General features: G+C 43.9%; 25 protein-coding genes and 7 tRNA genes. 22 read left to right on the forward strand and 10 right to left on the reverse strand.

Translation table 11 applies throughout. From position 1 onward, the window contains the following. The first annotated feature begins 57 nt into the window (after nucleotides 1-57). The 17 genes from csrA to luxS all read left to right on the forward strand — a co-directional run bounded on the left by csrA (nucleotide 58) and on the right by luxS (nucleotide 12,354). Nucleotides 58-255 carry a carbon storage regulator CsrA gene (csrA, locus tag ELZ11_RS00290; RefSeq protein ID WP_004415691.1) on the forward strand — a complete coding sequence of 66 codons (198 nt, stop codon included), beginning with the start codon at nucleotides 58-60 and terminating at the stop codon, nucleotides 253-255. A 299-nt stretch (nucleotides 256-554) separates the two neighbouring features. Then, a tRNA-Ser gene (locus ELZ11_RS00295) sits at nucleotides 555-647 on the forward strand. Nucleotides 648-691: 44 nt separating this feature from the next. Continuing rightward, nucleotides 692-768: transfer RNA gene (locus ELZ11_RS00300), tRNA-Arg, on the forward strand. 48 nt (nucleotides 769-816) lie between these two features. Then, nucleotides 817-909, forward strand: a tRNA-Ser gene (locus ELZ11_RS00305). Between the two features lie 97 nt (nucleotides 910-1,006). Then, nucleotides 1,007-1,083 (forward strand) — tRNA-Arg (locus ELZ11_RS00310). A gap of 60 nt (nucleotides 1,084-1,143) precedes the next feature. Beyond that, nucleotides 1,144-1,220: transfer RNA gene (locus ELZ11_RS00315), tRNA-Arg, on the forward strand. A gap of 60 nt (nucleotides 1,221-1,280) precedes the next feature. Next, nucleotides 1,281-1,357: transfer RNA gene (locus ELZ11_RS00320), tRNA-Arg, on the forward strand. Between the two features lie 60 nt (nucleotides 1,358-1,417). Continuing rightward, nucleotides 1,418-1,494: transfer RNA gene (locus tag ELZ11_RS00325), tRNA-Arg, on the forward strand. A gap of 374 nt (nucleotides 1,495-1,868) precedes the next feature. Next, nucleotides 1,869-2,126, forward strand: a complete 258-nt coding sequence (locus tag ELZ11_RS00330) for an oxaloacetate decarboxylase subunit gamma (protein WP_137355382.1) — start codon at nucleotides 1,869-1,871, stop codon at nucleotides 2,124-2,126. Between the two features lie 31 nt (nucleotides 2,127-2,157). Beyond that, nucleotides 2,158-3,945, forward strand: coding sequence for a sodium-extruding oxaloacetate decarboxylase subunit alpha (oadA, locus tag ELZ11_RS00335; RefSeq protein ID WP_137355383.1), 1,788 nt, complete (start codon nucleotides 2,158-2,160; stop codon nucleotides 3,943-3,945). Nucleotides 3,946-3,954: 9 nt separating this feature from the next. Next, on the forward strand, nucleotides 3,955-5,085 hold the full coding sequence (locus ELZ11_RS00340; protein ID WP_137355384.1) for a sodium ion-translocating decarboxylase subunit beta: 1,131 nt from the start codon (nucleotides 3,955-3,957) through the stop codon (nucleotides 5,083-5,085). Between the two features lie 152 nt (nucleotides 5,086-5,237). Further along, complete coding sequence (locus tag ELZ11_RS00345) at nucleotides 5,238-6,191, forward strand: NADP-dependent oxidoreductase (RefSeq protein WP_137355385.1); 954 nt, start codon at nucleotides 5,238-5,240, stop codon at nucleotides 6,189-6,191. Between the two features lie 6 nt (nucleotides 6,192-6,197). Next, on the forward strand, nucleotides 6,198-6,659 hold the full coding sequence (locus ELZ11_RS00350; protein ID WP_137355386.1) for a YqaA family protein: 462 nt from the start codon (nucleotides 6,198-6,200) through the stop codon (nucleotides 6,657-6,659). Between the two features lie 10 nt (nucleotides 6,660-6,669). Further along, the gene (locus tag ELZ11_RS00355; RefSeq protein WP_137355387.1) at nucleotides 6,670-9,528 is read left to right on the forward strand and encodes a M16 family metallopeptidase; all 2,859 of its coding nucleotides are present in this window, start codon (nucleotides 6,670-6,672) and stop codon (nucleotides 9,526-9,528) included. Nucleotides 9,529-9,627: 99 nt separating this feature from the next. After that, nucleotides 9,628-11,196: a glutamate--cysteine ligase gene (gshA, locus tag ELZ11_RS00360; protein WP_137355388.1), complete on the forward strand. Its 1,569-nt coding sequence runs from the start codon at nucleotides 9,628-9,630 to the stop codon at nucleotides 11,194-11,196. A 7-nt stretch (nucleotides 11,197-11,203) separates the two neighbouring features. Beyond that, nucleotides 11,204-11,812, forward strand: coding sequence for a transglycosylase SLT domain-containing protein (locus ELZ11_RS00365; RefSeq protein WP_137355389.1), 609 nt, complete (start codon nucleotides 11,204-11,206; stop codon nucleotides 11,810-11,812). Between the two features lie 23 nt (nucleotides 11,813-11,835). After that, the gene (gene luxS / locus ELZ11_RS00370; protein WP_137355390.1) at nucleotides 11,836-12,354 is read left to right on the forward strand and encodes an S-ribosylhomocysteine lyase; all 519 of its coding nucleotides are present in this window, start codon (nucleotides 11,836-11,838) and stop codon (nucleotides 12,352-12,354) included. An 81-nt stretch (nucleotides 12,355-12,435) separates the two neighbouring features. Here luxS and ELZ11_RS00375 read toward each other — a convergent pair whose 3' ends face one another. Then, on the reverse strand, nucleotides 12,436-13,704 hold the full coding sequence (locus ELZ11_RS00375) for an HlyC/CorC family transporter (RefSeq protein WP_137355391.1): 1,269 nt from the start codon (nucleotides 13,702-13,704) through the stop codon (nucleotides 12,436-12,438). Between the two features lie 129 nt (nucleotides 13,705-13,833). Then, complete coding sequence (locus tag ELZ11_RS00380) at nucleotides 13,834-14,628, reverse strand: cytochrome C assembly family protein (RefSeq protein ID WP_137355392.1); 795 nt, start codon at nucleotides 14,626-14,628, stop codon at nucleotides 13,834-13,836. A 203-nt stretch (nucleotides 14,629-14,831) separates the two neighbouring features. Between ELZ11_RS00380 and ffh the strand changes: the two genes are divergently transcribed. The 5 genes from ffh to rplS all read left to right on the forward strand — a co-directional run bounded on the left by ffh (nucleotide 14,832) and on the right by rplS (nucleotide 18,446). Then, nucleotides 14,832-16,223 (forward strand): signal recognition particle protein, encoded by a 1,392-nt coding sequence (gene ffh, locus ELZ11_RS00385; protein WP_137355393.1) that lies wholly within the window; start codon nucleotides 14,832-14,834, stop codon nucleotides 16,221-16,223. Nucleotides 16,224-16,431: 208 nt separating this feature from the next. Continuing rightward, nucleotides 16,432-16,680 carry a 30S ribosomal protein S16 gene (rpsP, locus tag ELZ11_RS00390; RefSeq protein ID WP_004410028.1) on the forward strand — a complete coding sequence of 83 codons (249 nt, stop codon included), beginning with the start codon at nucleotides 16,432-16,434 and terminating at the stop codon, nucleotides 16,678-16,680. A 29-nt stretch (nucleotides 16,681-16,709) separates the two neighbouring features. After that, entirely contained in the window at nucleotides 16,710-17,264 is a 555-nt protein-coding gene (rimM, locus tag ELZ11_RS00395) for a ribosome maturation factor RimM (protein WP_137355394.1), read from the forward strand. Between the two features lie 27 nt (nucleotides 17,265-17,291). After that, entirely contained in the window at nucleotides 17,292-18,032 is a 741-nt protein-coding gene (trmD, locus tag ELZ11_RS00400; protein ID WP_137355395.1) for a tRNA (guanosine(37)-N1)-methyltransferase TrmD, read from the forward strand. Nucleotides 18,033-18,092: 60 nt separating this feature from the next. Next, nucleotides 18,093-18,446 carry a 50S ribosomal protein L19 gene (rplS, locus tag ELZ11_RS00405; RefSeq protein WP_032549758.1) on the forward strand — a complete coding sequence of 118 codons (354 nt, stop codon included), beginning with the start codon at nucleotides 18,093-18,095 and terminating at the stop codon, nucleotides 18,444-18,446. Nucleotides 18,447-18,578: 132 nt separating this feature from the next. Here rplS and yacG read toward each other — a convergent pair whose 3' ends face one another. The 8 genes from yacG to nadC form a co-directional block, all read right to left on the reverse strand. After that, nucleotides 18,579-18,776 (reverse strand): DNA gyrase inhibitor YacG, encoded by a 198-nt coding sequence (yacG, locus tag ELZ11_RS00410; RefSeq protein WP_137355396.1) that lies wholly within the window; start codon nucleotides 18,774-18,776, stop codon nucleotides 18,579-18,581. A gap of 39 nt (nucleotides 18,777-18,815) precedes the next feature. Then, nucleotides 18,816-19,556 carry a cell division protein ZapD gene (gene zapD, locus ELZ11_RS00415; RefSeq protein ID WP_137355397.1) on the reverse strand — a complete coding sequence of 247 codons (741 nt, stop codon included), beginning with the start codon at nucleotides 19,554-19,556 and terminating at the stop codon, nucleotides 18,816-18,818. Nucleotides 19,557-19,588: 32 nt separating this feature from the next. Continuing rightward, nucleotides 19,589-20,197 carry a dephospho-CoA kinase gene (gene coaE, locus ELZ11_RS00420; protein ID WP_137355398.1) on the reverse strand — a complete coding sequence of 203 codons (609 nt, stop codon included), beginning with the start codon at nucleotides 20,195-20,197 and terminating at the stop codon, nucleotides 19,589-19,591. Nucleotide 20,198: 1 nt separating this feature from the next. Beyond that, nucleotides 20,199-21,068: a prepilin peptidase gene (locus ELZ11_RS00425; RefSeq protein ID WP_137355399.1), complete on the reverse strand. Its 870-nt coding sequence runs from the start codon at nucleotides 21,066-21,068 to the stop codon at nucleotides 20,199-20,201. Between the two features lie 68 nt (nucleotides 21,069-21,136). Then, complete coding sequence (locus ELZ11_RS00430) at nucleotides 21,137-22,363, reverse strand: type II secretion system F family protein (RefSeq protein ID WP_137355400.1); 1,227 nt, start codon at nucleotides 22,361-22,363, stop codon at nucleotides 21,137-21,139. Nucleotides 22,364-22,409: 46 nt separating this feature from the next. After that, entirely contained in the window at nucleotides 22,410-24,095 is a 1,686-nt protein-coding gene (gene pilB / locus ELZ11_RS00435) for a type IV-A pilus assembly ATPase PilB (RefSeq protein ID WP_137355401.1), read from the reverse strand. Continuing rightward, nucleotides 24,096-24,500 carry a pilin gene (locus ELZ11_RS00440; RefSeq protein ID WP_137355402.1) on the reverse strand — a complete coding sequence of 135 codons (405 nt, stop codon included), beginning with the start codon at nucleotides 24,498-24,500 and terminating at the stop codon, nucleotides 24,096-24,098. A gap of 248 nt (nucleotides 24,501-24,748) precedes the next feature. Next, complete coding sequence (gene nadC / locus ELZ11_RS00445) at nucleotides 24,749-25,639, reverse strand: carboxylating nicotinate-nucleotide diphosphorylase (RefSeq protein ID WP_137355403.1); 891 nt, start codon at nucleotides 25,637-25,639, stop codon at nucleotides 24,749-24,751. Nucleotides 25,640-25,669: the final 30 nt, after the last annotated feature.

Below are 25,669 nucleotides of genomic sequence, written 5' to 3' on the forward strand. Positions count from 1 at the left end.
TTGTTGGATAATGCTCTCGTAGCTAGATAATTTTAGAGATTACTCAAGGAGCAAAGAATGCTAATTTTGACTCGCCGTGTTGGCGAAACACTGATGATTGGTGATGAAGTGACAGTTACTGTACTAGGTGTTAAAGGTAACCAAGTACGTATTGGTGTTAACGCACCTAAAGAAGTATCTGTTCACCGTGAAGAGATCTACATGCGCATTCAAGCTGAGAAAGGTAACGGTAACGTTGCATCAGGCAACTACTAATACGTTTTGCGTATTTAAGAGGGCTAGCTTATCAGCTAGCCTTTTTTGAGCGCGTAACTAAATAGTAAAAGAGCGGCATTAGATACAAAGTGAGGCTAATAGGATAAGTGATTCTAATCGACTGAATAGCCAGTAGCTTTTTTGCTGATTCTTGGTAAAAATCACTGTGATACAGGCCGAAAAGTTTAAATTGCAAGCGCTTTGATTAAATACGCATCGGTTGAGCGATTTTCCCCAATTTTTTCTAAGAAAGTGTTTGACATATTTTTGGTAAATCGTAATATGTGCCTCCGCAAGACGGTGAGGTGGCCGAGAGGCCGAAGGCGCTCCCCTGCTAAGGGAGTATGTGGTTTGTAGCTGCATCGAGGGTTCGAATCCCTCCCTCACCGCCATTTCTTGCTCGTTTGAATTAGCAAGCAAACACAGAAGTAAATGTGCGTCCTTAGCTCAGCTGGATAGAGTACCTGGCTACGAACCAGGCGGTCGGAGGTTCGAATCCTCCAGGACGCGCCATTCTCTTTCTTATTTCTTTAGTGAACTAAGAGTGGGAATAATGAATTTGGTGAGGTGGCCGAGTGGCCGAAGGCGCTCCCCTGCTAAGGGAGTATGTGGTTTGTAGCTGCATCGAGGGTTCGAATCCCTCCCTCACCGCCATTCATTACCGGCCCTTTGGGCTTTTTTTTGTTTCATTGGAAACGAAATGTGATATATTTCACAACTTCTTCGAAGCATAACTTCGTAAGAACATCGCGCGTCCTTAGCTCAGCTGGATAGAGTACCTGGCTACGAACCAGGCGGTCGGAGGTTCGAATCCTCCAGGACGCGCCACTCTTTAGGGTTTTCATTAATCCTGATATTGAATGAGAAAGTTCAGTATCGAAACCTTGTGCGTCCTTAGCTCAGCTGGATAGAGTACCTGGCTACGAACCAGGCGGTCGGAGGTTCGAATCCTCCAGGACGCGCCACTCTTTAGGGTTTTCATTAATCCTGATATTGAATGAGAAAGTTCAGTATCGAAACCTTGCGCGTCCTTAGCTCAGCTGGATAGAGTACCTGGCTACGAACCAGGCGGTCGGAGGTTCGAATCCTCCAGGACGCGCCACTCTTTAGGGTTTTCATTAATCCTGATATTGAATGAGAAAGTTCAGTATCGAAACCTTGTGCGTCCTTAGCTCAGCTGGATAGAGTACCTGGCTACGAACCAGGCGGTCGGAGGTTCGAATCCTCCAGGACGCGCCACTTTATATAAAAAGCCTCGTTTCGACGAGGTTTTTTTATATCTGAATGAAATTGTGTTGCTAAATTGTTAAATGTAATTTTGTGCAACTTATTGATTTTAAATCCACTCTATTCCGCATAGTTACACTTCCTTCCTCTCCAATATATTTCTTAGTTAAGAGTTAAATAATCACTAGTTAATATGCCTGTAAAAAGCCTATTTGATAGAGTTATGTGATCTGGGTGGTGAAAATTTAACCTAAAACGTGCTTTATCTATAAGAGAGCCTTAAACAAAATTGACAAAGTTTTACCAATCGAGATAATCCTTGGGTCGGGATCATAATTCGTTGAAATCCTGCACACATTGTCAGGATGACAAAGAAAGGAAGCAAAATGGAAAATATTGGAAGCCTGCTAGGAGATGCGGCAACCCTGATGCTAACGGGGATGTCTGTCGTCTTTATATTCCTAACTATTCTAGTTTATCTCGTTCGGTTAATGTCAAAACTGGTACCAGAAGAAGTACCAGAGCCGATCGCAGCCCCTAAAAAAAATCAAAAAATACAATCAACCCCTTCTGCTGTTCGTCCACAGGTAGTGGCAGCAATTTCGGCCGCGGTACATCAATACCGTACGTCGACTGCTAAGTAGCATTTGAAAGGATTAAAAGGAGTTAATGAGCATGTCTAAACCACTAGCTATCACAGATGTGGTACTTCGTGACGCGCACCAGTCACTATTTGCTACTCGTATGCGTATCGAAGATATGCTGCCGATTGCGGCAGAACTGGATAAAGTCGGTTACTGGTCACTTGAAACATGGGGCGGCGCGACGTTTGATTCGTGTATTCGTTTTCTTGGAGAGGATCCATGGGAGCGTCTGCGTGAACTAAAGAAAGCGATGCCAAACACACCGATGCAGATGCTACTGCGTGGACAAAACTTGTTGGGTTACCGTCACTACGCGGATGATGTAGTTGAAAAATTTGTTGAACGTGCCCATAAGAACGGCATGGACGTATTCCGTATTTTTGATGCGATGAATGACGTACGTAACTTTGAGAAAGCCGTGAAAGCAACGATTGATGTTGGTGGTCACGCTCAAGGTACTTTGTCTTACACAACCAGCCCTGTCCACAACTCAGATACTTGGGTTGATTTGGCTAAGCGTCTAGAAGACCTAGGTTGTCATTCATTATGTATCAAAGATATGTCAGGTTTGTTAAAGCCTTACGAAGCTGAAGAGTTAATTACACGTATCAAAGCGTCGTGTGATGTTCCTCTAGCACTGCATAGCCACGCGACAACGGGTCTTTCTACAGCAACAGCAGTTAAAGCCGTTGAAGCGGGTATCGATATTCTAGATACCGCTATCTCTTCAATGAGCTGTACTTATGGTCACACACCAACAGAAACGGTTGTGGCGATGCTAGAAGGTACAGAGCGTGATACAAACCTTAAGCTGGATCAGATTGAGCCAATAGCTTCTTACTTCCGTGATGTTCGTAAAAAGTACGCGAAATGGGAAGGCCAACTAAAAGGCGTCGATTCTCGTATCTTGATTGCTCAGGTTCCTGGTGGCATGTTGACTAACATGGAAGGGCAACTTAAAGAGCAAGGCGCCGCTGATCGTATGGATGAGGTGCTTGAAGAGATCCCACGTGTGCGTAAAGAGCTTGGTTACATTCCTTTGGTAACGCCAACTTCTCAAATTGTTGGTACTCAAGCGGTTATTAACGTACTAACGGGTGAGCGCTACAAGAGCATCACTAAAGAAACAGCAGGTCTATTGAAAGGCGAATACGGTCAAGCTCCAGCTGAAGTTGATGTAGAACTGCAAGCTAAAGTATTGGATGGTGCGGAAGCGATCACTTGTCGCCCTGCAGATCTGCTGAAGTCTGAAATGGATGAGCTAACGACTGATTTGCTAGAAAAAGCAAAAGCAGAGGGTATCTCTCTAGCGGAAGATACGGTAGATGATGTACTGACTTACGCACTGTTCCCACAAGTGGGTCTTAAGTTCCTTAAGAACCGTCGTAACCCAGAAGCATTTGAACCAGCGCCAACGGCTGAAGCTGCGGCTCCTGTTGCGGCAGCGGCACCCGCTCCAGTATCTGGTGGTATCGAAAGCTATAGCGTGAAGGTGGATGGCCAAGTTTATGATGTAGAAGTTGGCCCACAAGGTGAACTGACGTCGGTAGCGCCATCAGCGAAACCAGCTCAAGCGGCACAAGCTGCGCCTGTAGCTGCATCTGATGCTGAAGCGGTTCCTGCTCCTCTTGCGGGTAACATCTTTAAAGTGAACGTTCAGGCTGGCGCTGAAGTGGCTGAAGGCGACGTCCTGCTTATTCTAGAAGCGATGAAGATGGAAACGGAAGTTCGTGCTGCTCGTGGTGGTATCGTTCAAGAACTGAATGTTAAAGAAGGCGATGCAGTTACTGTAGGCGCTCCACTACTAAGCCTAGCGTAAGGGAGTACCATGGAAGGATTGATGACCCTATGGTCTGAAACAGGGATTGCTAACTTCGAGTTCGGCCAGATCTGTATGATGCTGGTCGGTTGCTTGCTGTTGTTTTTGGCAATCCGTAAAGGATTTGAACCTTTACTGCTGCTACCTATTGGTTTTGGTGCTGTATTGGCCAATATCCCAAATGCTGGATTTACCGATCCTGGCGGTTTGTTGTATTACGTCTACTACATTGGTATCGAAACGGGCATTTTCCCACTGCTGATCTTTATGGGCGTGGGCGCGATGACGGATTTCGGTGCATTGATCGCTAACCCTAAAACCTTGTGGTTAGGTGCAGCTGCTCAGTTTGGTATTTTCGCAACACTATTTGGTGCGATCTTGCTGAACTACATTCCAGGAATGGAATTCTCAATGGCAGATGCTTCTTCTATCGCTATCATCGGTGGTGCAGACGGTCCAACCGCGATCTTCTTAGCGAGTAAGCTCTCTCCTGATCTATTAGGTGCGATTGCAGTAGCGGCATACAGTTACATGGCTTTAGTCCCTATTATTCAGCCGCCAATCATGAAGGCGTTAACATCTCCTGAAGAGCGCAAAATTAAGATGGCTCAGCTTCGTCACGTAAGTAAAGGCGAGAAGGTTTTATTCCCTCTTGCTGTTTTGCTAATGACGATCTTGTTCCTACCTTCAGCAACACCACTGGTTGGTATGTTCTGTTTGGGTAACTTAATGCGTGAAGCGGGTGTGGTTGACCGTCTATCTAAGACAGCACAAAACGAACTGATTAACGTAGTGACTATCTTCCTTGGTTTAGGGGTAGGTTCTAAGCTTCAAGCAGATACCTTCTTGAACTTAGAAACGCTAGGTATTCTAGGCTTAGGTGCAGTGGCGTTTAGTATCGGTACTGCGGGTGGTGTGTTGATGGCGAAGGTTCTAAACCGTTTCTCGAAAGAAGATATCAACCCACTCATTGGTGCTGCTGGTGTATCAGCGGTTCCGATGGCAGCTCGTGTTGTGAACAAGGTTGGTCTTGACGCAAACCCTCAAAACTTCTTATTGATGCACGCAATGGGTCCAAACGTTGCTGGCGTATTGGGTAGTGCGGTTGCGGCCGGTATTCTATTAGCGCTGGTCGGATAATTTGGTAAATCAGGATATTTGACTGAGATAGCACAAGGTCAATTGACCGTTAATTTGCGATTCGCGTGTTAACTTATTCAGACAAAATGGTTTATAGTCAAAGGGATGCTTTCGCATCCCTTTCTTTTTGGATCAATTAAGGAATTATTGAAATGGAAAATAAGCAAATTGCGATAACAGAGTTCGGTGATGTCGGTGTGCTGGCCATGCAATCAAGCCAAGTCCCTGAACCTAAAGCCGATGAAGTTCTTGTTAAAGTCGCTTTTTCCGGAGTCAATCCTATTGATGTCAAAACCCGCGCTGGGCTTGGCTGGGCGGCGGCACAAAATAAAGACAATTTACCTTGGGTCCCTGGTTACGACATTTCAGGCCAAATTGTTGCCAATGGCGATAAGGCTGAACGTTTCTCTATTGGAGATAATGTGGCGGGATTCATTGGCTTTCCATTACAAGGCGGAGGCTACAGCCAGTACGTATGCGTGCCTGAATCGGTATTAAGCGCAGTACCTGATGCTGTGATGTTAGAAGCAGCAGCAGCTTTACCGCTTGCAGGGCAAACTGCAGCGCAAGCGATCAACAAAGCCGAAGTTCAGGAAGGTGAACGCGTATTGATCCTTGCAGGCGCAGGCGGTGTTGGGCATCTTGCTGTTCAAATCGCGGTGGCAGCTAAGGCTGAAGTGTTTACCACTTGTAGTGAAGATAACCTTGATTACATGGCGACCCTAGGGGCGCATGCGATTAATTACCACTTTGCACCAGCTTCGGAGCGAGTGTCAGACGTTGACGTTCTGATTGATCTCGTCGGCGGAGATACAGCTCTTGATGCATTGAAATGTTTAAAAGACAACGCTCGTGTCATTACAGTACCGACTTTGAGCGCGGAATTGATTTGCGAAAAGGCAAAATTACTTGGGTTTAGTGCGACGGGAATGTTAGTGGAACCGACTCCTTCCCAGCTAGATGCCATGCTTTACATGGTCAGCGTTGGTATTTTGAAAACTGAAATTCAAAAAGTATTCCCCATGGCAGAAGTTCAGTTTGCACATGAGCAAGTGGAAACGGGCCACACAAGAGGCAAGGTACTGCTTAAGATGCAAGAAGGTTGATATGCAGTGCTAGAGTCATTTAACGCACTTTTTGAAACGATCGCTTATTGGTTCTCAGACTCGGCTCTTTGGGTTTTATTCATTAGTGGCTTTCTTAGCGCTACTTTGTTGCCTGGAGGCTCAGAAGCAGGCTTAATCGCTACATTAAGCCTGAATCAATTCTCTACAGTTGAAATTGTTATTGTTGCTACCGTAGGTAATACCTTAGGCGGGCTAACCAATTATTGGTTAGGTTTGTGGTTACCGAATCGAACTCAATCCGAGAAACACGGTCATAAAGCTATGGCATGGCTAAACAAATATGGCTATTGGTCCTTACTATTTAGTTGGCTGCCCGTGATCGGTGACCCGCTGTGTTTAGCTGCGGGTTGGCTACGCATGAAATTTCTACCCTGTCTTATTCTTATTACCATAGGTAAAGCGCTACGCTATAGCTTGCTAGCCGCTGTTTATTTCGGTTTTTTCTAAAGGAGAACCTATGAAAAAGGTTGTGCTAGGTACATTATCTCTTATCGCCTTATATGGCTGTTCTTACAATGTACCAGTTTCTGTTCCTTTCTTTTCCTCACTTCCTGAGGGCGTCACATTAATTGAAGAGGTTGAAGCGGATTCCGGTAAAGTGGTGATCCCTTATTCAAAATATAAGTTGGATAATGGCCTTACCGTTATTTTATCTCCTGATGATTCTGATCCATTAGTACATGTTGATGTGACGTATCACGTCGGCTCTGCCCGTGAGGAGATCGGTAAATCAGGCTTTGCGCATTTCTTTGAGCACATGATGTTCCAGGGCTCTGAGAATGTCGCTGATCAAGAGCACTTTAAGATCATCACGGAAGCGGGCGGGACGTTGAACGGCACCACCAATCGTGACCGTACCAATTACTTTGAAACCGTGCCATCAAATCAGTTAGAAAAAATGCTATGGCTGGAGTCCGATCGCATGGGCTTCTTGCTTGATGCTGTATCTCAGCGCAAGTTCGAAATTCAGCGTGATACTGTAAAAAATGAACGTGCACAGAGCTATGAAAACCGTCCTTATGGTCTGATGTGGGAGAGAATGGGTGAAGCGCTTTACCCAGAAGGTCATCCATATTCGTGGCAACCTATCGGCTACGTTGAAGATCTTGAACGAGTTGACGTTAATGATCTTAAGGCATTCTTCTTACGCTGGTACGGCCCAAATAATGCGGTGTTGACGATCGGTGGTGATTTAGACGTCGAGGACACACTTGAATGGGTGAATAAATACTTTGGGTCAATTCCTAAAGGCCCAGATGTAGAGAAAGCTGAGAAGCAACCTGCAGTGGTCGAGGAAGACCGCTATGTGACGCTAGAGGACAATATTCGTCAGCCAATGGTTCTGATTGGCTGGCCTACAACCTACAGAGGGGAAGAGTCTCAGGCTTCAGTCAATGCGTTAGCGAATGTATTAGGTTCAGGGAGCAATAGCTATTTATATCAAAGCTTAGTGAAAACTCAGAAAGCAGTCAGCGCTGGTGCGTTCCAAGATTGTGCAGAGCTGTCTTGTACTTTGTATGTCTATGCGATGGGCGATTCTGGTAAGAAAGGCGATCTAACTCCGCTGTATCAAGAAGTTATGCAAGTGATGGATGATTTTGAACAACGTGGAGTCGAGCAGGTTCGATTAGACCAGATCACCGGTAAAGCGGAAGCGGATGCTGTATTTGCGCTGCAGAGCGTAAAAGGGAAAGTGTCGCAGTTGGCGTCTAATGAGACGTTTTATGGTCAACCGGATCGAATCGAAACTCAGTTGGAGCAGATCCGCTCAGTGACGCCAGAAAGTGTGATGCAAGCGTATCAAAGGTTTGTTAAAGATCAATCTAAGGTCACGCTGAGTGTTATTCCAAAAGGCCAACCAGCGCTTGCCGTCCAAGACGCGACTTTTGTTACGCCACCGCGCACGTTACCTGATTATGAGAAAGTGACAGAAGAGCAGTTAGTGGTACGTAAAGCGGTAGATGATTTTGATCGAAGCCAAATGCCTCCAGTTGAAGCGGCGGTAAAAGCATCGATGCCTGAACTGTATCGTATCCACTATCAAAATGGTGCGGAGCTGATTGGTACGGTCAGTAATGAGACTCCAACTGTACAATTACAAATTCAATTACCAGCAGGTGAAAGGTATGTTAAGCCGGGTCAAGAAGGCTTAGCTAACCTTACCGCAGCGATGATGGAAGAAGGTTCTACCAAGCGTACAGTGGAAGAGTTACAAGCCGCGCTCGATAAGCTGGGGAGTGAAGTAAGCATCAGTGCAGGGAGCTACACAACAGATATTTCCGTTTCTACGCTGGAGAAAAATTTAGCGGAAACGTTAACGATCGTTGAAGAAGTATTACTTAGCCCTAAGTTCTCTGAAGATGATTTTAAACGGGTCAAAAATCAGATGCTGGAAGGGGTGGTCTATCAACATCAGCAGCCGAGTTGGATGGCTTCTCAGGCAACGAGGCAGGTGATCTTTGGCTCGACGATTTTTGGCCGCTCAAATGATGGCACCAAACAATCGTTGCAGAAACTGACCTTGGCTGATGTTAAACGTTTCTACCAACAAAATTACACACCTGAAGGGGCGAAAGTTGTTGTTGTTGGTGATATCAATAAACGCCAGATCAAAGGTGAACTCGCTTTCTTTGAAAACTGGCAAGGTGATGCAGCACCGATAGTCCGCCCTGAGCGAATCTCGTCTTTGAACGAACAAAAAATTTATTTGGTTGATAAGCCAGGGGCGCCGCAAAGTATTGTCCGTTTGGTTCGTCGAGGTCTGCCATTTGATGCGACAGGCGAATTGTATATGAGTCGTTTAGCCAACTTTAATTTAGCAGGGAACTTTAACAGTCGGATAAACCAAAACTTGCGCGAAGATAAAGCGTATACCTATGGAGCGAGCGGTTATTTTGCTAGCAATCGTGAAGTCGGCATTATTGTCTTTGGGGCGCAAGTTCGCGCGGATGTGACAGTGCCATCGATTAATGAATTCATCGCTGAGCTAAACGAGTTCAGTCAGTCAGGTGTAACCGACAAAGAGGTCGATTTCATGCGCTTGGCTGTTGGCCAACAAGACGCTTTGAAATACGAAACGCCTTCTCAAAAAGCGAACCTACTGAGTAATATCGTGACTCTAGACTTGGATGAGGACTATTTACAGCAAAGGAATGAGATCGTTGAAACCATAGAGAAACAGACGCTAAATACACTAGCTCGTAAGTGGTTTGATCCTCAGGACTATCAAATCATAGTGGTTGGAGATTCGAAAACGCTTCGTCCACAGTTAGAAAAATTAGATATTCCAGTGGAAGAACTTGAAATCGTTCGTTAGAGCACATATTAATGGGAGGGGAGCGACTGGTTCGTCTTCTCCCAAAACCTAATTTATGATAGTTCTAGCCAGAACAATATAAGATAAGTGAACTGAATTTTGACTGATTTTGCTGCGCGACTTAAGCAAGTTGCAAACAACCCTTCGACTTTTTCAAAGCTTGGTCGTGGTGTTGAAAGGGAAACGCTACGTTACACTGCGGATGGTCATTTGGCATCCAGCCCTCATCCAAAAGCGCTAGGTTCTGCGTTAACCAATGAGTGGGTAACTACTGATTTCGCGGAGTCTTTGCTTGAGTTTATCACTCCAGTCTCTAACGATGTTCCTACGTTATTGAATCAACTGGCAGACATCCACCATTTCACTCAAACCAAATTAGACGGTGAAAAACTGTGGCCGTTATCGATGCCATGCTTTGTTGGTAGTGAAGATGCGATCCAACTTGCGCAGTATGGCGATTCTAATAACGGAAAAATGAAAACTTTGTATCGTGAGGGCTTAAAGCGCCGTTACGGTAGTTTGATGCAGATTATTTCTGGTGTTCACTTTAACTTTTCGTTCCCTGAATCTTTCTGGGATTCATTGTTCGGTGAGCAAGATGAAGCCTCTCGCAGTGAGTCTAAATCCGACGCTTACTTCGGATTAATCCGTAACTATTATCGTTTTGGCTGGTTAATCCCTTACTTCTTTGGTGCTTCACCTGCTCTGTGTTCTTCATTTATTCAAGGGCGCGAAACGAAGTTACCTTTTGAAAACATCGATCAAACGTTGTTTTTGCCGAAAGCGACCTCACTGCGTTTGAGTGATTTGGGGTATACCAACAGTGCTCAAAGTTCCTTACGTATTGGCTTTAATAGCTTGAATCAATATTTAGAAGGGCTTAACACGGCGATCCGCACTCCATCTCAAGAGTTTGCGGAAATCGGCGTGAAAGTCGATGGTGAGTACCGCCAACTAAACAGCAATGTCCTCCAGATTGAAAATGAGCTGTATGCGCCAATTCGTCCAAAGCGTGTGGCGAAGAATGGCGAAAAGCCATCAGAAGCCTTGGCTCGTGGTGGTGTTGAATATATTGAAGTCCGTTCGCTGGACGTTAACCCATTTAGTTCTGTAGGTATTACTGAAGAGCAAGTGCGCTTCTTAGATCTCTTCTTAACTTGGAGTGTATTAACCGACTCTGAAGAGATGGATAACTGTGAACTAGAATGCTGGCGTGATAACTGGAACAAAGTCATTATCGAAGGCCGCAAAGAAGGTCTAGAGCTGCAGATTGGCTGTAATGGCGAAAGGTTAACACTGCAAGAATGGGCAAAACGCGTATTTAAAGATTTACGCCTTATTGCAGAAATGATGGATTCAGAGCTTGGTGGTAATGCTTATCAAGCAACCTGCGAAACGCTTGAAGCTTGGATTGATAACCCTGAATTAACTATTTCGGGTCAATTACTAGAGAAAACTAAAGCTCTGGGTGGTTTAGGTAAAGTAGGTTGCGAGTTAGGTAAAGCGTACTCAAAGCAGCATAACGAACACCAATATAAAGTGTATTCTGAACAATTAATGGAAGAAGAAGTTAGCCGTTCTGTGAAAGCACAGCAAGGCGCTGAAACCGCAGAATCTCAGGACTTCGATAGCTTTTTGTCAGATTACTTCTCATATTTAAAGGCATAAGTCGTCAATGCAGAAGCCGTTAAAAGCAATAGGTGTCGGTAGCGGATTGTTGTTACTTGCTGGGTGTGCGGCAACGCCACCTAAACAGCAGGACAATATTTGCAGCATTTTCCGCGAGCACTCGTCTTGGTATGAAGATGCCTTAGATATGGAAGATGAGTGGGGGACACCTATCAATGTCGCTATGGCTTTTGTAAAGCAAGAAAGTAGCTTTCGGCATGACGCTAGACCACCCAAAGATTATGTCTTAGGGTTTATTCCTTGGGGGCGCGTGAGTAGCGCTTATGGATACGCTCAGGCTCAAGACCCTGCATGGGAAGATTTTCAGAAAGCGACCAACCATGGTGGTTCACGGACGAATTTTGATGACTCATTAATGTTTATCGGCTGGTATACTAGTGAGACTCAACGTCAATTAGGTATCTCTAAGTGGGACCCTTATAATCAATATCTGGCCTACCATGAAGGTAGAGGTGGGTATAAGCGTAAGAGCTATAATTCAAAGCCATCGCTGATTAAGGTGGCTAGAAAAGTTGAGCAGCAAGCAAAAAATTATGGTTGGCAACTTAAACAGTGTCGACAAGAGTTGGAAGATAATAGGAGTTGGTTTTTTTAAACCGCTCGTCATGGAGAGCAACAATGCCGTTACTAGATAGTTTCACAGTAGACCACACACGAATGAATGCACCCGCGGTGCGCGTGGCAAAAACAATGCAAACGCCAAAAGGCGATACCATTACTGTTTTTGATTTACGTTTTACAGCGCCGAACAAAGATATCTTATCTGAAAAAGGTATTCATACGTTAGAGCACTTATACGCTGGCTTTATGCGCGCGCATCTAAACGGTAGCGATGTTGAGATCATCGATATCTCACCAATGGGTTGCCGCACAGGTTTCTACATGAGCTTAATCGGTACGCCTTCAGAACAGCAAGTAGCTGACTCGTGGTTAGCAGCGATGCAGGATGTACTAAAAGTTGAATCTCAAAACAAGATCCCTGAGTTAAACGAATATCAGTGTGGTACCGCAGCTATGCACTCTTTGGATGAAGCAAAAGAGATAGCTAAAGCGATCATCGCTGCAGGGGTTGCAGTGAATAAGAATGATGAGCTTGCGCTTCCAGAGTCTATGCTTCAAGAGCTAAAAGTAGACTAAGTTCGTTGCTTTAATACTTGTATACAAAAAATGCCTTGTTCATTGAACAAGGCATTTTTTTATATAGGTTATCTTCAGCGGTTATTTGGCAAGTTGAGGGAACACTCTTACTAGTTTGATACGGTTTTCTTCCAGTTCCACGATTTCCATTGGATGCTGTGCTACCTGGACGCTAAGGTGACTCTCAGGAATATCTTCTAGGTGCTCCAATATCAAGCCATTTAATGTTCTAGGGCCGTCGGTTGGTAGTTCCCACTGCAAGCCTTTGTTAATGTCTCGAATATTTGCACTGCCTTCAATTAAGAAGCTGCCATCACTTTGAGGAGTAATTTCTTCAGATAAACTTGGTGCTATCGAGGTTGTAAATTCACCAACGATCTCTTCTAGAATATCTTCTAAAGTGACGAGGCCATTAATGTCACCATACTCATCAACAATAAGACCGATACGCTCTTTATTGCGCTGGAATTTGAGCAATTGAACGTTTAACGGTGTCGATTCTGGAATGAAATATATTTCATCAGCGGCACGTAGTAGTGTCTCTTTGTTGAACTCGTTTTTCTCAAGCATCAAGCGGTAGGCTTCACGCAATCTAAGCATTCCGACCACCTCGTCAATTTGGTCTCGATAAAGCACAATACGACCATGAGGTGAGTGAGTAAGCTGTCGAACAATTGACTTCCAATCATCATTGATGTCGATCCCGGTGATCTCATTTCGAGGCACCATGATGTCATTAACGGTAACGTGTTCAAGGTCGAGAATCGAAACTAGCATGTCTTGGTGACGCTGGGGGATTAAGCTGCCGGCTTCGTTTACTACGGTACGTAGCTCTTCTGAACTTAAGTGATCGGTGGCGTTGTGGTCGGCTTTTACACCAAGAATACGAATGAAGCCGTTAGTTATGAAATTCACTAAGATCACCAAAGGTGATAGGAGCTTCATAAGTATCGTGAGTAGGATACTGCTGGCGTAGGAAACACGTTCTGGGAATAAAGAGGCAATGGTCTTTGGTGTTACCTCTGCAAAAACCAAGATCACTAGCGTAAGGGCACCAGTTGCAATTGCAACACCAATATCTCCATAGATACGCATACCTAAAATGGTCGCGATAGCAGATGCAAGGATATTAACGAGGTTATTGCCGATGAGGATCAATCCGATTAGACGATCAGGGCGGCTAAGCAGCTTTTCTACTCGTTTAGCACCTTTATGGCCAGTATTCGCAAGGTGCTTGAGACGGTAGCGGTTCAAGGACATCATGCCCGTTTCTGAACCAGAGAAGTAACCTGAGATAATAATGAGACACGCGAGTAGCGCAAATAAGATACCCGTTGATATGTCGTCCAAACTATTGCTTTCCTATTGAGATGTCTGCTTAATTAATGACCGAATCTGGTCGAGATGTCAATTGAATATATCGTATTCAATATTTTAAACGCAAGGAGCTTTCCTGCTCCTTGCTAGAAGGTAATAAAATCAGTTCAGGATGATCTCTTGAACGAAGCGGCTACCGAAGTAAGCCAGAGTCAGTAAGCTAGCGCCGGCAACGGCAAACCAAGTGACTTTTTGGCCTCGCCAACCTTTTTGATAATGGCCCCAGAGCAATACCGAGTAGATAATCCAAGCTACGAAAGACAACACCGCTTTGTGCGCTTTTCCTTGAGCAAACATATCTTCTACGAACACAAAGCCAGTCAGTAATGTACCGGTAAGCAGTAAATTACCAATCATGATGATCTTGAATAACTGCCTTTCCACCATCATTAATGGAGGGAAGTTTGGATTTAATGCTAAGGCTTTTTTGTTCTTTAATTTGTAGTCTAGCCACGCAAGTTGAAGTGCGTATAGCGCACCTATGGTTAATGTGGCGTATGAGAATAACGCTAGAGAGATATGTACCAGTAATTTAGGGTCATTTTCTAAATGGCGGATAAACGTGCTTGGTAGGAAAGCAGCAGCTGATAGATTTAGTGCAGCGAAGCTATAGATAACGGGCAATAAAAACCACAGGCGGTTTTTGAGCATCGCAGCACTCATTACCAATGAAATGATAAAGCTGATCAAAGAGGCGACATTTAGAATGCTAAGATTCTGGCCACGATCAGAGACAATGAGATCGCTTAGTAACCAAGCGTGAAAAACCAAAGCTAGCGCTGCACTTATGAATACAGTTTTAACTCGAATCCCTGTTTGGTGTGCTAAGCCTGGAATGATGGTGGAAATCGCCATTATGTAGAGAAAGGCTGCAACTATCGCAATGAGGCTGTCCATGGTTTCCATTAAAATGATTGTCGAATTAATGAATTATACCTTGCATCGACCTCTTGGGCTATCATCGAAACCAATTCAATTGAAGTCGGACAAGGTCTCACTTCACACACATCACACAATTACCGAGATACTACGGGTATGACTCGATTGATCGCTAAGGTATACTCACAGTAATAGTCGCAGTTTTGAGCGAAGAGAAAACTATGTTTGATAATTTAACGGATCGTCTATCCAAAACGCTGAAGAACATCAGCGGTAAAGGTCGCCTGACCGAAGAGAATATTAAAGAGACCCTACGCGAAGTGCGTATGGCACTACTTGAAGCAGACGTAGCTTTACCCGTAGTTCGTGATTTTGTAAAACGCGTAAAAGAAGGCGCGGTAGGTGTAGAGGTTTCTAAATCGCTTACACCGGGCCAAGAATTCATTAAGATCGTTCAAGCTGAACTTGAAGCGGTAATGGGGGAATCTAACGAAGCGTTAGACCTAGCTGCTCAGCCGCCAGCTGTGATTTTAATGGCCGGTTTACAAGGTGCGGGTAAAACCACATCGGTAGGTAAACTGTCTAAGCTATTAACTGAGCGCGACAAGAAGAAAGTTCTAGTTGTATCTGCCGACGTTTATCGCCCTGCGGCAATTAAACAGTTGGAAACTTTAGCCGCTGATGTTGGTGTCGACTTCTTCCCGTCTTCTGCTGACCAAAAGCCTATCGATATCGCGAATGCCGCGATCGATCATGCGAAAAAGAAATTTTATGATGTCCTTCTAGTCGATACTGCAGGTCGTTTGGCTATCGATGAAGACATGATGGCTGAAATCCAAGAGCTTCATACTGCTATTACGCCAGTAGAAACTCTGTTCGTGGTTGATGCCATGACAGGTCAAGATGCGGCGAATACGGCGAAAGCTTTTGGTGATGCGCTACCGCTAACTGGTGTGATTCTAACTAAGGTTGATGGTGACGCTCGTGGTGGTGCTGCGCTGTCGGTGCGTCATATTACTGGTAAACCGATTAAGTTCTTAGGTGTTGGTGAGAAAACTGACGCATTGGAACCATTCCATCCAGATCGTGTTGCATCTCGTATCTTAGGTATGGGTGACGTTCTGTCTTTAATCGAAGACCTGCAAAAGAACGTTGATACCGAGAAAGCAGAGAAGCTGGCTAAGAAATTCAAAGAGAAGAAAGGTTTCGACCTTGAAGACTTCCGTGAGCAACTAGGCCAGATGCAAAACATGGGCGGCATGATGGGCATGATGGATAAGCTTCCAGGCATGTCTCAGCTACCAGACAACGTAAAAGACAAAGTTGATGACAAGATGTTCAAGCAGATGGAAGCGATCATCAACTCTATGACGATGAAAGAGCGCCAGCGCCCTGAGCTAATTAAAGGCTCACGTAAAAAGCGTATTGCAGCTGGTTCTGGTACTCAGGTACAGGACGTAAACCGCTTGCTAAAACAGTTCACCCAAATGCAGAAGATGATGAAGAAAATGCAGAAAGGTGGAATGAAAGGCATGATGCGTAACATGCAAGGCATGATGGGCGGCGGTGGTATGGGCGGAATGGGTGGTGGATTCAACCCATTTGGTCGATAACAGCTCAAGCATCGTTAATTTTCAGACTGTTATCTGTGTCACAATAAATATACAGCTAATGTGTTGGTGAAAAAATAGCTAAACCCCTTGCATTGCCCCGGAATAAGAGTAAAATTCCGGGGCTTTAATTTGGCACGAGACCCCAGACTATTTAGCGATAAATGGTTATTGGGGTTAATTATTTTTTTAAGAAAGCAAAGAGGACGACATGGTAACCATTCGTTTGGCACGTCACGGCGCTAAGAAGCGTCCATTCTATCAAATCGTAGTTGCGGATAGCCGTAACGCTGCAACTGGCCGTTTCATCGAGAAAGTAGGTTTCTTTAACCCTACAGCTCAAGGTCAAGAAGAAGGTCTACGTCTAGACCTAGATCGCGTTAACCACTGGGTTGGTCAAGGCGCATCTCTATCTGACCGCGTAGCTAAGCTAGTTAAAGACGCTCAAAAAGCGGCTTAATTTTTACTTTAAAGTAGAAGAATTAGCTTATGTCGATGAAGGGTAAAGAAACAATGAGCAAACAAGACGAAAAAATTGTTATGGGCAAGTTTGGTGCTACCTATGGCATTCGTGGTTGGCTCAAAGTTTTTTCCTACACAGACAATGCTGAAAGCATATTCGATTACTCCCCTTGGTACATTAACCAAAAGGGGAAGTGGGTCGAGTTCACAGTAGAAAGCTGGAAGCGCCATAACAAAGGTATGGTGTGTAAGCTGGATGGGTTTGAAGTTCGCGAGGACGCTCATGCTCTGACTAACTTTGAAATCGCTATTGACCCTGCTTCGTTACCAGAATTGTCAGAAGATGAATTCTACTGGCGTGAATTGTTTGGTATGCAAGTCGTAACTACTAAAGGTTACGATCTAGGTGTCGTTACAGACATGCTAGAAACTGGCTCAAACGATGTTCTAGTAATTAAAGCAAATCTTAAAGATGCTTTCGGACAAAAGGAACGGTTAATCCCGTACCTTGAAGAGCAAGTGATCAAGAATGTTGATCGCGAAGCTCAACGGATCGAAGTTGACTGGGATCCTGGATTCTAACTCTAAAATTTCAGAGCGAGAGAACACATGTGGGTTGGCGTAATTAGCCTATTTCCTGAAATGTTCCGTTCTGTTACTGATTTTGGAGTAACAGGTCAAGCGGTTAAAAAAGGTCTTTTATCTATTGAGACATGGAATCCTCGCGATTTCACTCAAGATAAACATCGCACTGTTGATGACAGACCTTACGGTGGTGGTCCTGGCATGCTAATGATGGTTCAGCCTTTGCGCGATGCCATTCATGCAGCTAAGAAAACGTCACCGGGTAAGACGAAAGTTATCTACCTTTCACCTCAAGGTCGCAAGCTCGACCAGCAAGGTGTAGAAGAGTTGGCAACTAATGAGAATTTACTTCTTATTTGTGGCCGATACGAAGGAGTAGATGAGCGCATTATTCAATCTGAAGTTGACGAAGAATGGTCAATTGGTGATTTTGTGATGACGGGTGGTGAACTGCCAGCCATGACGTTAATTGATTCAGTGTCTCGGTTTATACCGGGTGTGCTTGGAGATTTTGCGTCAGCAGAAGAAGATTCTTTTGCAAATGGTTTGCTAGATTGCCCTCACTATACGCGCCCTGAGGTGCTAGACGATAAAGAAGTGCCATTGGTACTCAAGTCTGGAAACCACAAGGACATTCGTCGCTGGCGATTAAAACAATCGCTAGGCCGTACTTGGCTAAGAAGACCAGAACTCCTGGAAAACCTAGCTCTGACTGACGAACAGGAACAATTACTGGCTGAATTCGTTCGTGAGCATCGCTCGTAAATGAAAAGCAAGCAGTAACCTATTAAATTTAGTATCAGTTTATTCTAGGAATTTATACAAATGAGCAACATCATCAAGGCTCTTGAAGAAGAGCAACTAAAATCAGACCTTCCTAAATTCGCACCAGGTGACACTGTTGTAGTTCAGGTTAAGGTAAAAGAAGGTGACCGTGAGCGTCTACAGGCTTTCGAAGGCGTTGTAATCGCTATTCGTAACCGTGGTCTTCACTCTGCATTCACAGTTCGTAAGATCTCGAACGGTGAAGGTGTTGAGCGTACGTTCCAAACTCACTCTCCAATGGTTGATAGCATTGAAGTTAAACGCCGCGGTGCAGTACGTCGTGCCAAGCTGTACTACCTACGTGAGCGTTCTGGTAAGTCTGCTCGTATTAAAGAGAAGCTTGCTAAGAAGTAATTCTTTTTGCATTCTATCGATAAAAGCGGAGCCATTTGGCTCCGCTTTTTTGTATCTGTTATTTGTCTGAGTTTCAGATAGATATAAAAAAGCAGGTATAAATACCTGCCCTTATAGTTCGATAGTGAATGACTAATACTGATCTTCAGACCAACCATCACTGTCAGACATATCAGGTGCACCAGCAATGCTGTTTTCTTCATCTGCCCATTCACCAAAATCAATCATTTGACATTGTTTACTGCAAAATGGGCGATGAGGGCTTTGCTCTCCCCATTCCACATCAGTACTGCATTGTGGGCATTTTACAATCGTTAGCTTCTTAGACATATATCGTGGTTCTTTAGTGTAGTCAGGTAAAATAAGGACTTAGCTACAAATAGCTAAGTCAAATTCAATGTCTTTTGTGCAAGCTTGGCCTGTTTCAAAACTCATGAATTTGACGGCAAAACGGTTCTTATGACCAGAAATCATTGGGTAAGCACCATATTGCATTGGAATGGAAAGCCTTAAAATATTGGCTTCTTCGGCATCACTTTGGAAAAAACCTGCGCGCGCCATTTGACTGGTAAAGTGACCAGTTTCTCTGGTTAGTTTCAGCCATAAGCTTAGTGCGTCGAATAAGGCTTGTAGGCTATCCGTCCAAGATTTAGCATCACGAATCTTTTTATCGATTGGTAGGTGAAGCCAATAATGAAGAGCCGGAAGATCAAAACAACAAGATCCACCAGGTAAATTAAAACGTTGACGAATTGCACTTAGGAATCGGTCTTCCTTGAGTGATTGTCCAAAACGTTCAGCAAGCATAAGCTGGCGATGAACTTGGTCAACATTGTTTAGTAGAGACAGAAGCATCTCTTGATCAACACCATCTACATTCAGCCAACTTTTATAGGTTAGCCTTTGTTTCTCAATGTCTTTTGCAAGCTCACTTTTTAATTGGATCTGCTCAAAAATTTCTAACAAGTCAAATAGTGAGCGGAAGAATAGCTGATATTGCTGAGGATCAGAAAAAGTTGATGACACGTGAAGTTGCCTTAACAGTGATTCCACTCTTAAGTAAATGCGGGTTTTCTCGTTTAATGGATGTTCAAACTTATGGGTGGTCATCTAACTAGCCTTAATTCTGCTCTTTGCTATTTTCACCGATTTTCCCTACAAATAGCCAGATACTTTTGATGTAAATCTGTGACTTGAGGCAAAAGTTTTTCGTTTTTCGTACTATTTTTAATCACATCATTTGCGATGGCTAAACGTTGCTCGCGAGAAGCTTGTGAACGAAGAATCGCTTCAACTTGCGCTTCTGAAACCTTATCTCGGGAAACCGTTCTACGAATTTGTTCTTCGGCCGAAACATCAACAACTAATACGCGATCGGCCATAGACTGCATGTTGTTCTCTACAAGTAATGGTACGACTAATAAACCATAGGGTGATGAAATCTTGGCAAGATCTAAGTTAATTTTTTCGCGAATCATGGGATGAAGTAGTGCATTGAGCCACGCCTTCTCTGATTCATTTGAAAAAATAACCTCACGAAGTTTTTGTCGGTTGAGTGAACCTTCAGGTAATAGGATCTCTTCACCGTACCTTTGTATGATGGTCTTTAGGCCTAGGCTTCCTACTTCAACCACTTCTCGTGCAACGACGTCAGCATCAACGATATCAATGCCAAAATGTTCACTGAATAAGTTGGCGACCGTAGTTTTCCCGCTGGCGATGCCGCCTGTTAAACCAATGACTAGTGACATGTTAAATACCTAAGATGGAAGTGAAGTACCAATCAATAATTTGATCGCCCCAAATTAAACTGATCCAGCCGGCAATAGCAAGGTACGGACCGAACGGGAAAGCCTTATCAATGCCTTGTTTTTGTAATCTTAATTGAATGCTCCCAAATACTAGACCGACGAGGGATGATAAAAGAATGATCAGTGGTAAATGTTGCCAGCCGAGCCATGCGCCAAGAGCGGCGAGAAGTTTGAAGTCGCCAAACCCCATTCCGTCTTTTCCGGTCAGAACTTTAAAAATCCAATAAACAGACCATAGACATAGGTAGCCAGCCATTGCGCCGATGACAGCGTCTTGTAGTGAAACTTCAGTGAGGTTGAACAGCGAGAGTGCAATGCCTGACCACATTAAAGGCAGAGTTAACTGGTCCGGGAGTAGCATTGTGTCGAGATCGATAAAGGTGGCTGCAATCAAAATGAAAGTAAAAAATATTAACGCGACACTAAAAGCACTAAACCCAAAGGTTGTGGCCACAGTGAAACTCATCACTGCCGTCAGTAACTCAATGGCAGGGTAGCGAATGCTAATTGGGTTAGCGCATTGGTGACATTTGCCTCTCAGAAGCAGCCAACTGAGTACTGGAACATTATCGATAAGTCGGAGCTGTGTATTACATTTAGGGCAAGTAGAGCGAGGAACGCTTAAGTTGTATTTCCCCTCTGGCATTGGAATATTATATTCAGGGAAACATTCTGAGCACTCTTGTTTCCATTCTCGCTCCATCATAATTGGAAGCCGATGAATAACGACGTTTAAAAAACTACCGACGATCAAGCCGAATACAGCAGCCATAGAAGGGAACAGCCATGGGTAATAGTAGAGTGCATCCATTTGTTTCTAGTGCCACCAAAATTAGGTTCAAGCGAAGCGCTTGGGAATCAATGAAAAGGTTCTACATACTATCCTAATACACTCATTAAGTTAAAGATTGGTAAGTACATTGCTACGACTAATCCCCCAACGACTGTTCCGAGGAAAACAATAATCAACGGTTCTAAAATCTTACCAAGGTTATCAACCGTATTATCCACTTCAAATTCATAAATAGTGGCCACTTTATTCAGCATATCGTCCAGCTTTCCAGACTCCTCACCAATCATCACCATTTGTAAAACCATTTCCGGGAAGGCATTGGTATTGCGCATTGCAATATACATTGGCACACCTGCGGCGGTTTCACGATGTACTTCACCAATAGCGGTTTGATAATGGGTGTTACCGGCTGTTTTTGCTGTTGTTTTTAAGCTAGTTAAAATAGGAATACCAGAGCTAAAACTGGTGGCAAGTGTTCGACTAGATTTTGCAATTGATGCTTTCGAAATGATGGAACCTAGCACTGGGAACCTTAACCCGATACGACTCGTGGCGAGCCTAATGGAAAATGAACGCTTGCGGATAATACGGAATGATAGAATGCAAATAATAATCAAGAGTGCGCCCCACAAACTGTAGGACTGTACCCAGTGGGAAAGGAGCAAGATTTTTTTGGTAAACCAAGGTAAGTCGGCCCCAAAACCAGAAAACATGCTTTCAAACTCTGGAATCACAATTGTAAGCATTAAATAAGATACGGTAAGGGCGACAGCGATGACTATACAAGGGTAAATGAGCGCTTTGATTACTTTTGCTTTTAGTTGTTCACTTTTTTCTCGGTAGGTAGCTAAACGTTCAAATACCTCGGCCAAATTACCAGATTGCTCGCCTGAGGCGACTAAATCCGTATAAAGGTCATCAAAATGACGACTTGCCGTTCTCATTGTTTTGGACAATGGGGTACCTGCTTCCACCCCTTTACTGATGTGGGTTAAGATCGATTTCATTTCGGCTTTTCGGTGGTTGTCGGAAACTAGTTTTATCGCTTGTACGATAGGAACACCAGTGGCTAGCATAGTGGCAAGCTGTCGAGTAAGAACCGTAATATCTTTGGCTTTTACCCTATGGCTTATCCGTGTAAATGCTGAAACACTGCTTTTTTTAATTTTCTTTATTTGGATATGTTGTTCTTTGAGTTTGTCCCGAACCTCGATCTCAGTTAACGCCAGAGTTTGTCCTGAAACTTTCTTACCTGAACTATTAATGCCTTTCCAGCGATAGTTTTTTAATTGATTTTTCATGGAGGATTTCATGACTTGCCCGTTAATTGATAGCTGATAGCTGATAGCTGATAGCTGGTTAGATGTAGAGGACGCGTTGAAGCTCTTGGTAACTGGTTAAGCCTAAAGATAGCTTCTCAATGCCGGATTCCTGCAAGGTTTGCATACCATTTCGTTTGGCTAATGCTTGAACTTGGTGGATGTTGGCATTATTCATTAGTGCTTCAGACATACTGTTATCAAAAGGCATTACTTCATAAATTCCAATCCTGCCAGAATAGCCCCGAGTGCACTCATTACACCCGTGAAAGTTAGCCTGGTAGATAATGATGTCTTGTTGAATCCCATGACGCTCGCGTATGGAAGTTGAGCTATCAACTGTTTTACAGTGTGAGCACAGTTTTCTCGCAAGACGCTGAGCAATGATTAGGTTCAAAGACGAAGCTAAATTGAAGGCTTCTATCCCCATATGTGAAAGTCGTACTACGGTTTCAGCAGCAGAGTTAGTATGTAGCGTTGATAATACTAAGTGGCCTGTTTGAGCGGCTTTAACGGCGATCTCCGCTGTCTCGATGTCCCTTATTTCACCAACCATTACAACATCAGGATCTTGGCGTAAAAATGATCGTAATGCTTCTGCAAAGCCAAACCCAATTTTGGGTTGAACTTGAACTTGATTGATCCCTGATAAATTGATCTCTACGGGATCTTCCGCAGTGGATATATTGCGTTCAGGTGTGTTGAGGATTCTTAAGCCAGTATACAGCGATACAGTTTTTCCGCTGCCTGTTGGGCCTGTCATTAAAATCATGCCTTGAGGTCGTGATAGGGCTGATAGGTAGAGCTGCTTTTGTGTTTCGTTGTAGCCTAAGATATCGATATCCAAGTTCGAAGCGCTACTATCGAGTAGCCTTAGTACGATCTTTTCCCCCCAGAGGGTCGGTAACGTCGAAACTCGCATGTCGATGGACAGTTCGGTATTGAGCCTTAATTTTATGCGTCCGTCTTGAGGGAGGCGCCGCTCAGCAATATCAAGTTTTGCTAATATTTTCAATCTCGCGGATAGACGCCTGCTTAGGTGGGTCGCTGGCTGTTGAGTCTCCACTAAAATACCGTCACACCTTAACCTGATTCGATAAAGCTCTTCGTAGGGTTCAAAATGAATATCTGAGGCGCCTTTGCGCACTGCGTCTACTAATATTTGGTTTATAAAACGGCTGACCGGTGAGTCATCTTGGCTTAAGTCCTCTATGCTTTGAATTTCATCGTCAGAAACTTCAACTAGATTGGCAAGCTCATCCTGACTGATCTCCTTTCGGTGAGTGTCATTAGAGTTCAGGCTTTTTCCATAAATCCTACGTATAGCGCCTTCCAATTCTTTAAAATTCGCGAGAGCAAGCTCGATTTGTAAGCCCGTAGCGAACCGGAAGTCGTCTTCTGCTTGTATGTTTGTCGGATCCGAAATCGCTAACGTAAGCGTAGAGCCAGAGCTGTGAAGGGGGAGTGCTTGGTACCGAGTAATGAGCTCTCGAAGACCGAGTTCCTGGCACAATCCCTCATAGTCAAAGTGAGATAAGTTGGTTTCAGCTAATCCAAAAATCGAAGATAAGTGTTCGGTAAGCTGGTAATAATCAAATAGATCTAAATGGACTAACGCTTCAAGCGTTGAGGAGCCTGAAGCGTTAATATGTGCGACCACAGCTTGTTCTTGAGTCAGGCTAATAATATTAGCCTGACGGAGAATGGTAGGAAGGTTGGTTAGCACTTATGAACAGCCATTTATCGAAATATCTGAAGATAATGAGTTGATGCAATTCCAAACCCCATCTTTGTCACGCTTTAGAGTGATACTTGCGCCTACTCCACCGCCTTCTGTAATTGTCGCTACAATGTCATTTGTGTTGCTTCCAGTGGCAATAGCTCCTGAGGTTGCAGCTATTGTTCCGATTCCGAACGCTGCAGAAATTGAAGGAAATTGATTAGTAGTTGCTATATGGTCTTCTACATTCGTTTTGTACGCTGTAACAGAAGCCAGCGCTGAGCCTAAAGCTCCTTTTTTTACATAGCTCTGATACTGTGGGACCGCTATCGCTGCTAAAACTCCTATTACGGCCACCACGATCATTAACTCGATAAGCGTAAAACCTTTTTGCTTCTTTACGTTTTTCATTTTTATATTCCAATTAGATTATTTAATCACTAACCCGTGATGAAGTTAGGATAAGTGTCTAAGTGAATAAGAAAATGGAGCTCTGAGTATGACGCGAGTGGATTAGTGTTTAATGACTATAGTTTTCAGAGTCTTAGCAAATTAATGCGATCAAGTTAATGGCACTTAAGTTGCTAATTTTAATGCTGAAAACAAAAAGGCCGAACTTAATAAGTTCAGCCTTTTTATTGATAAATCAGGTTATTGGGTTAGTCTGTGAAGCGCATCGACAAATCCATTGCTTTCAAATGCTTAGTTAAAGCTCCAACCGAAATGTAGTCCACACCAGTTTCAGCATATTCAGCGATCGTATCTAACGTAATGTTGCCTGAGTTTTCTAATGCTGCTCTTCCTGCATTAATCTTTACGGCTTCACGCATCATATCTTTGGTGAAGTTATCTAGCATGATGATATCGGCACCTGCTTCGATAGCTTGTTCCAGCTCTTCTAAAGATTCCGTTTCCACTTCAACTGGTTTACCTGGATTCAATTCTTTCGCTGTAGATATTGCTTTTTCAATCCCCCCGCAAGCGATGATGTGGTTCTCTTTGATCAAGTATGCATCGAAAACGCCAATGCGGTGATTAAAGCCACCGCCACATGCAACGGCATATTTTAATGCGCTGCGTAATCCTGGGATTGTTTTTCGAGTGTCTAGTAAGCGACATTCTGTGTGCTTGATTTTATCAGCATAAATAGCCGTTGTAGTTGCACAACCAGAAAGCGTTTGAATGAAATTCATAGCATTACGCTCACCAGTTAATAGTGCGCGAGCAGGACCTTCTAAAGAGCATAACGTTTGATTAGGCTTGACTTTATCGCCATCTTTGACGTGCCATTTAACTTTTACTTCACCGCCCAGCTGCTTAAATACTTCATCAGCCCAAGCTTGACCACAAAACACACCATGCTCGCGAGTTATAATGGTCGCAGAGTTATACGCGTCTGACGGGATTAGACTTGCTGTAATATCCGCAGACACATCTAGCGTACCACCTAGGTCTTCTTTTATCGTTTCAGCAACTGCGCGGGTAATTTCAGCAGGAAGTTGCTCTTTTAGGTAATCAAGGCGTTCGTGGCTGTTGTGTGTGTTTTTCATCGCAAATCTAATCTTGAAAGGAAGTGAGGA

Source organism: Vibrio profundi (assembly GCF_005281835.1).
Lineage (GTDB): Bacteria > Pseudomonadota > Gammaproteobacteria > Enterobacterales > Vibrionaceae > Vibrio > Vibrio profundi.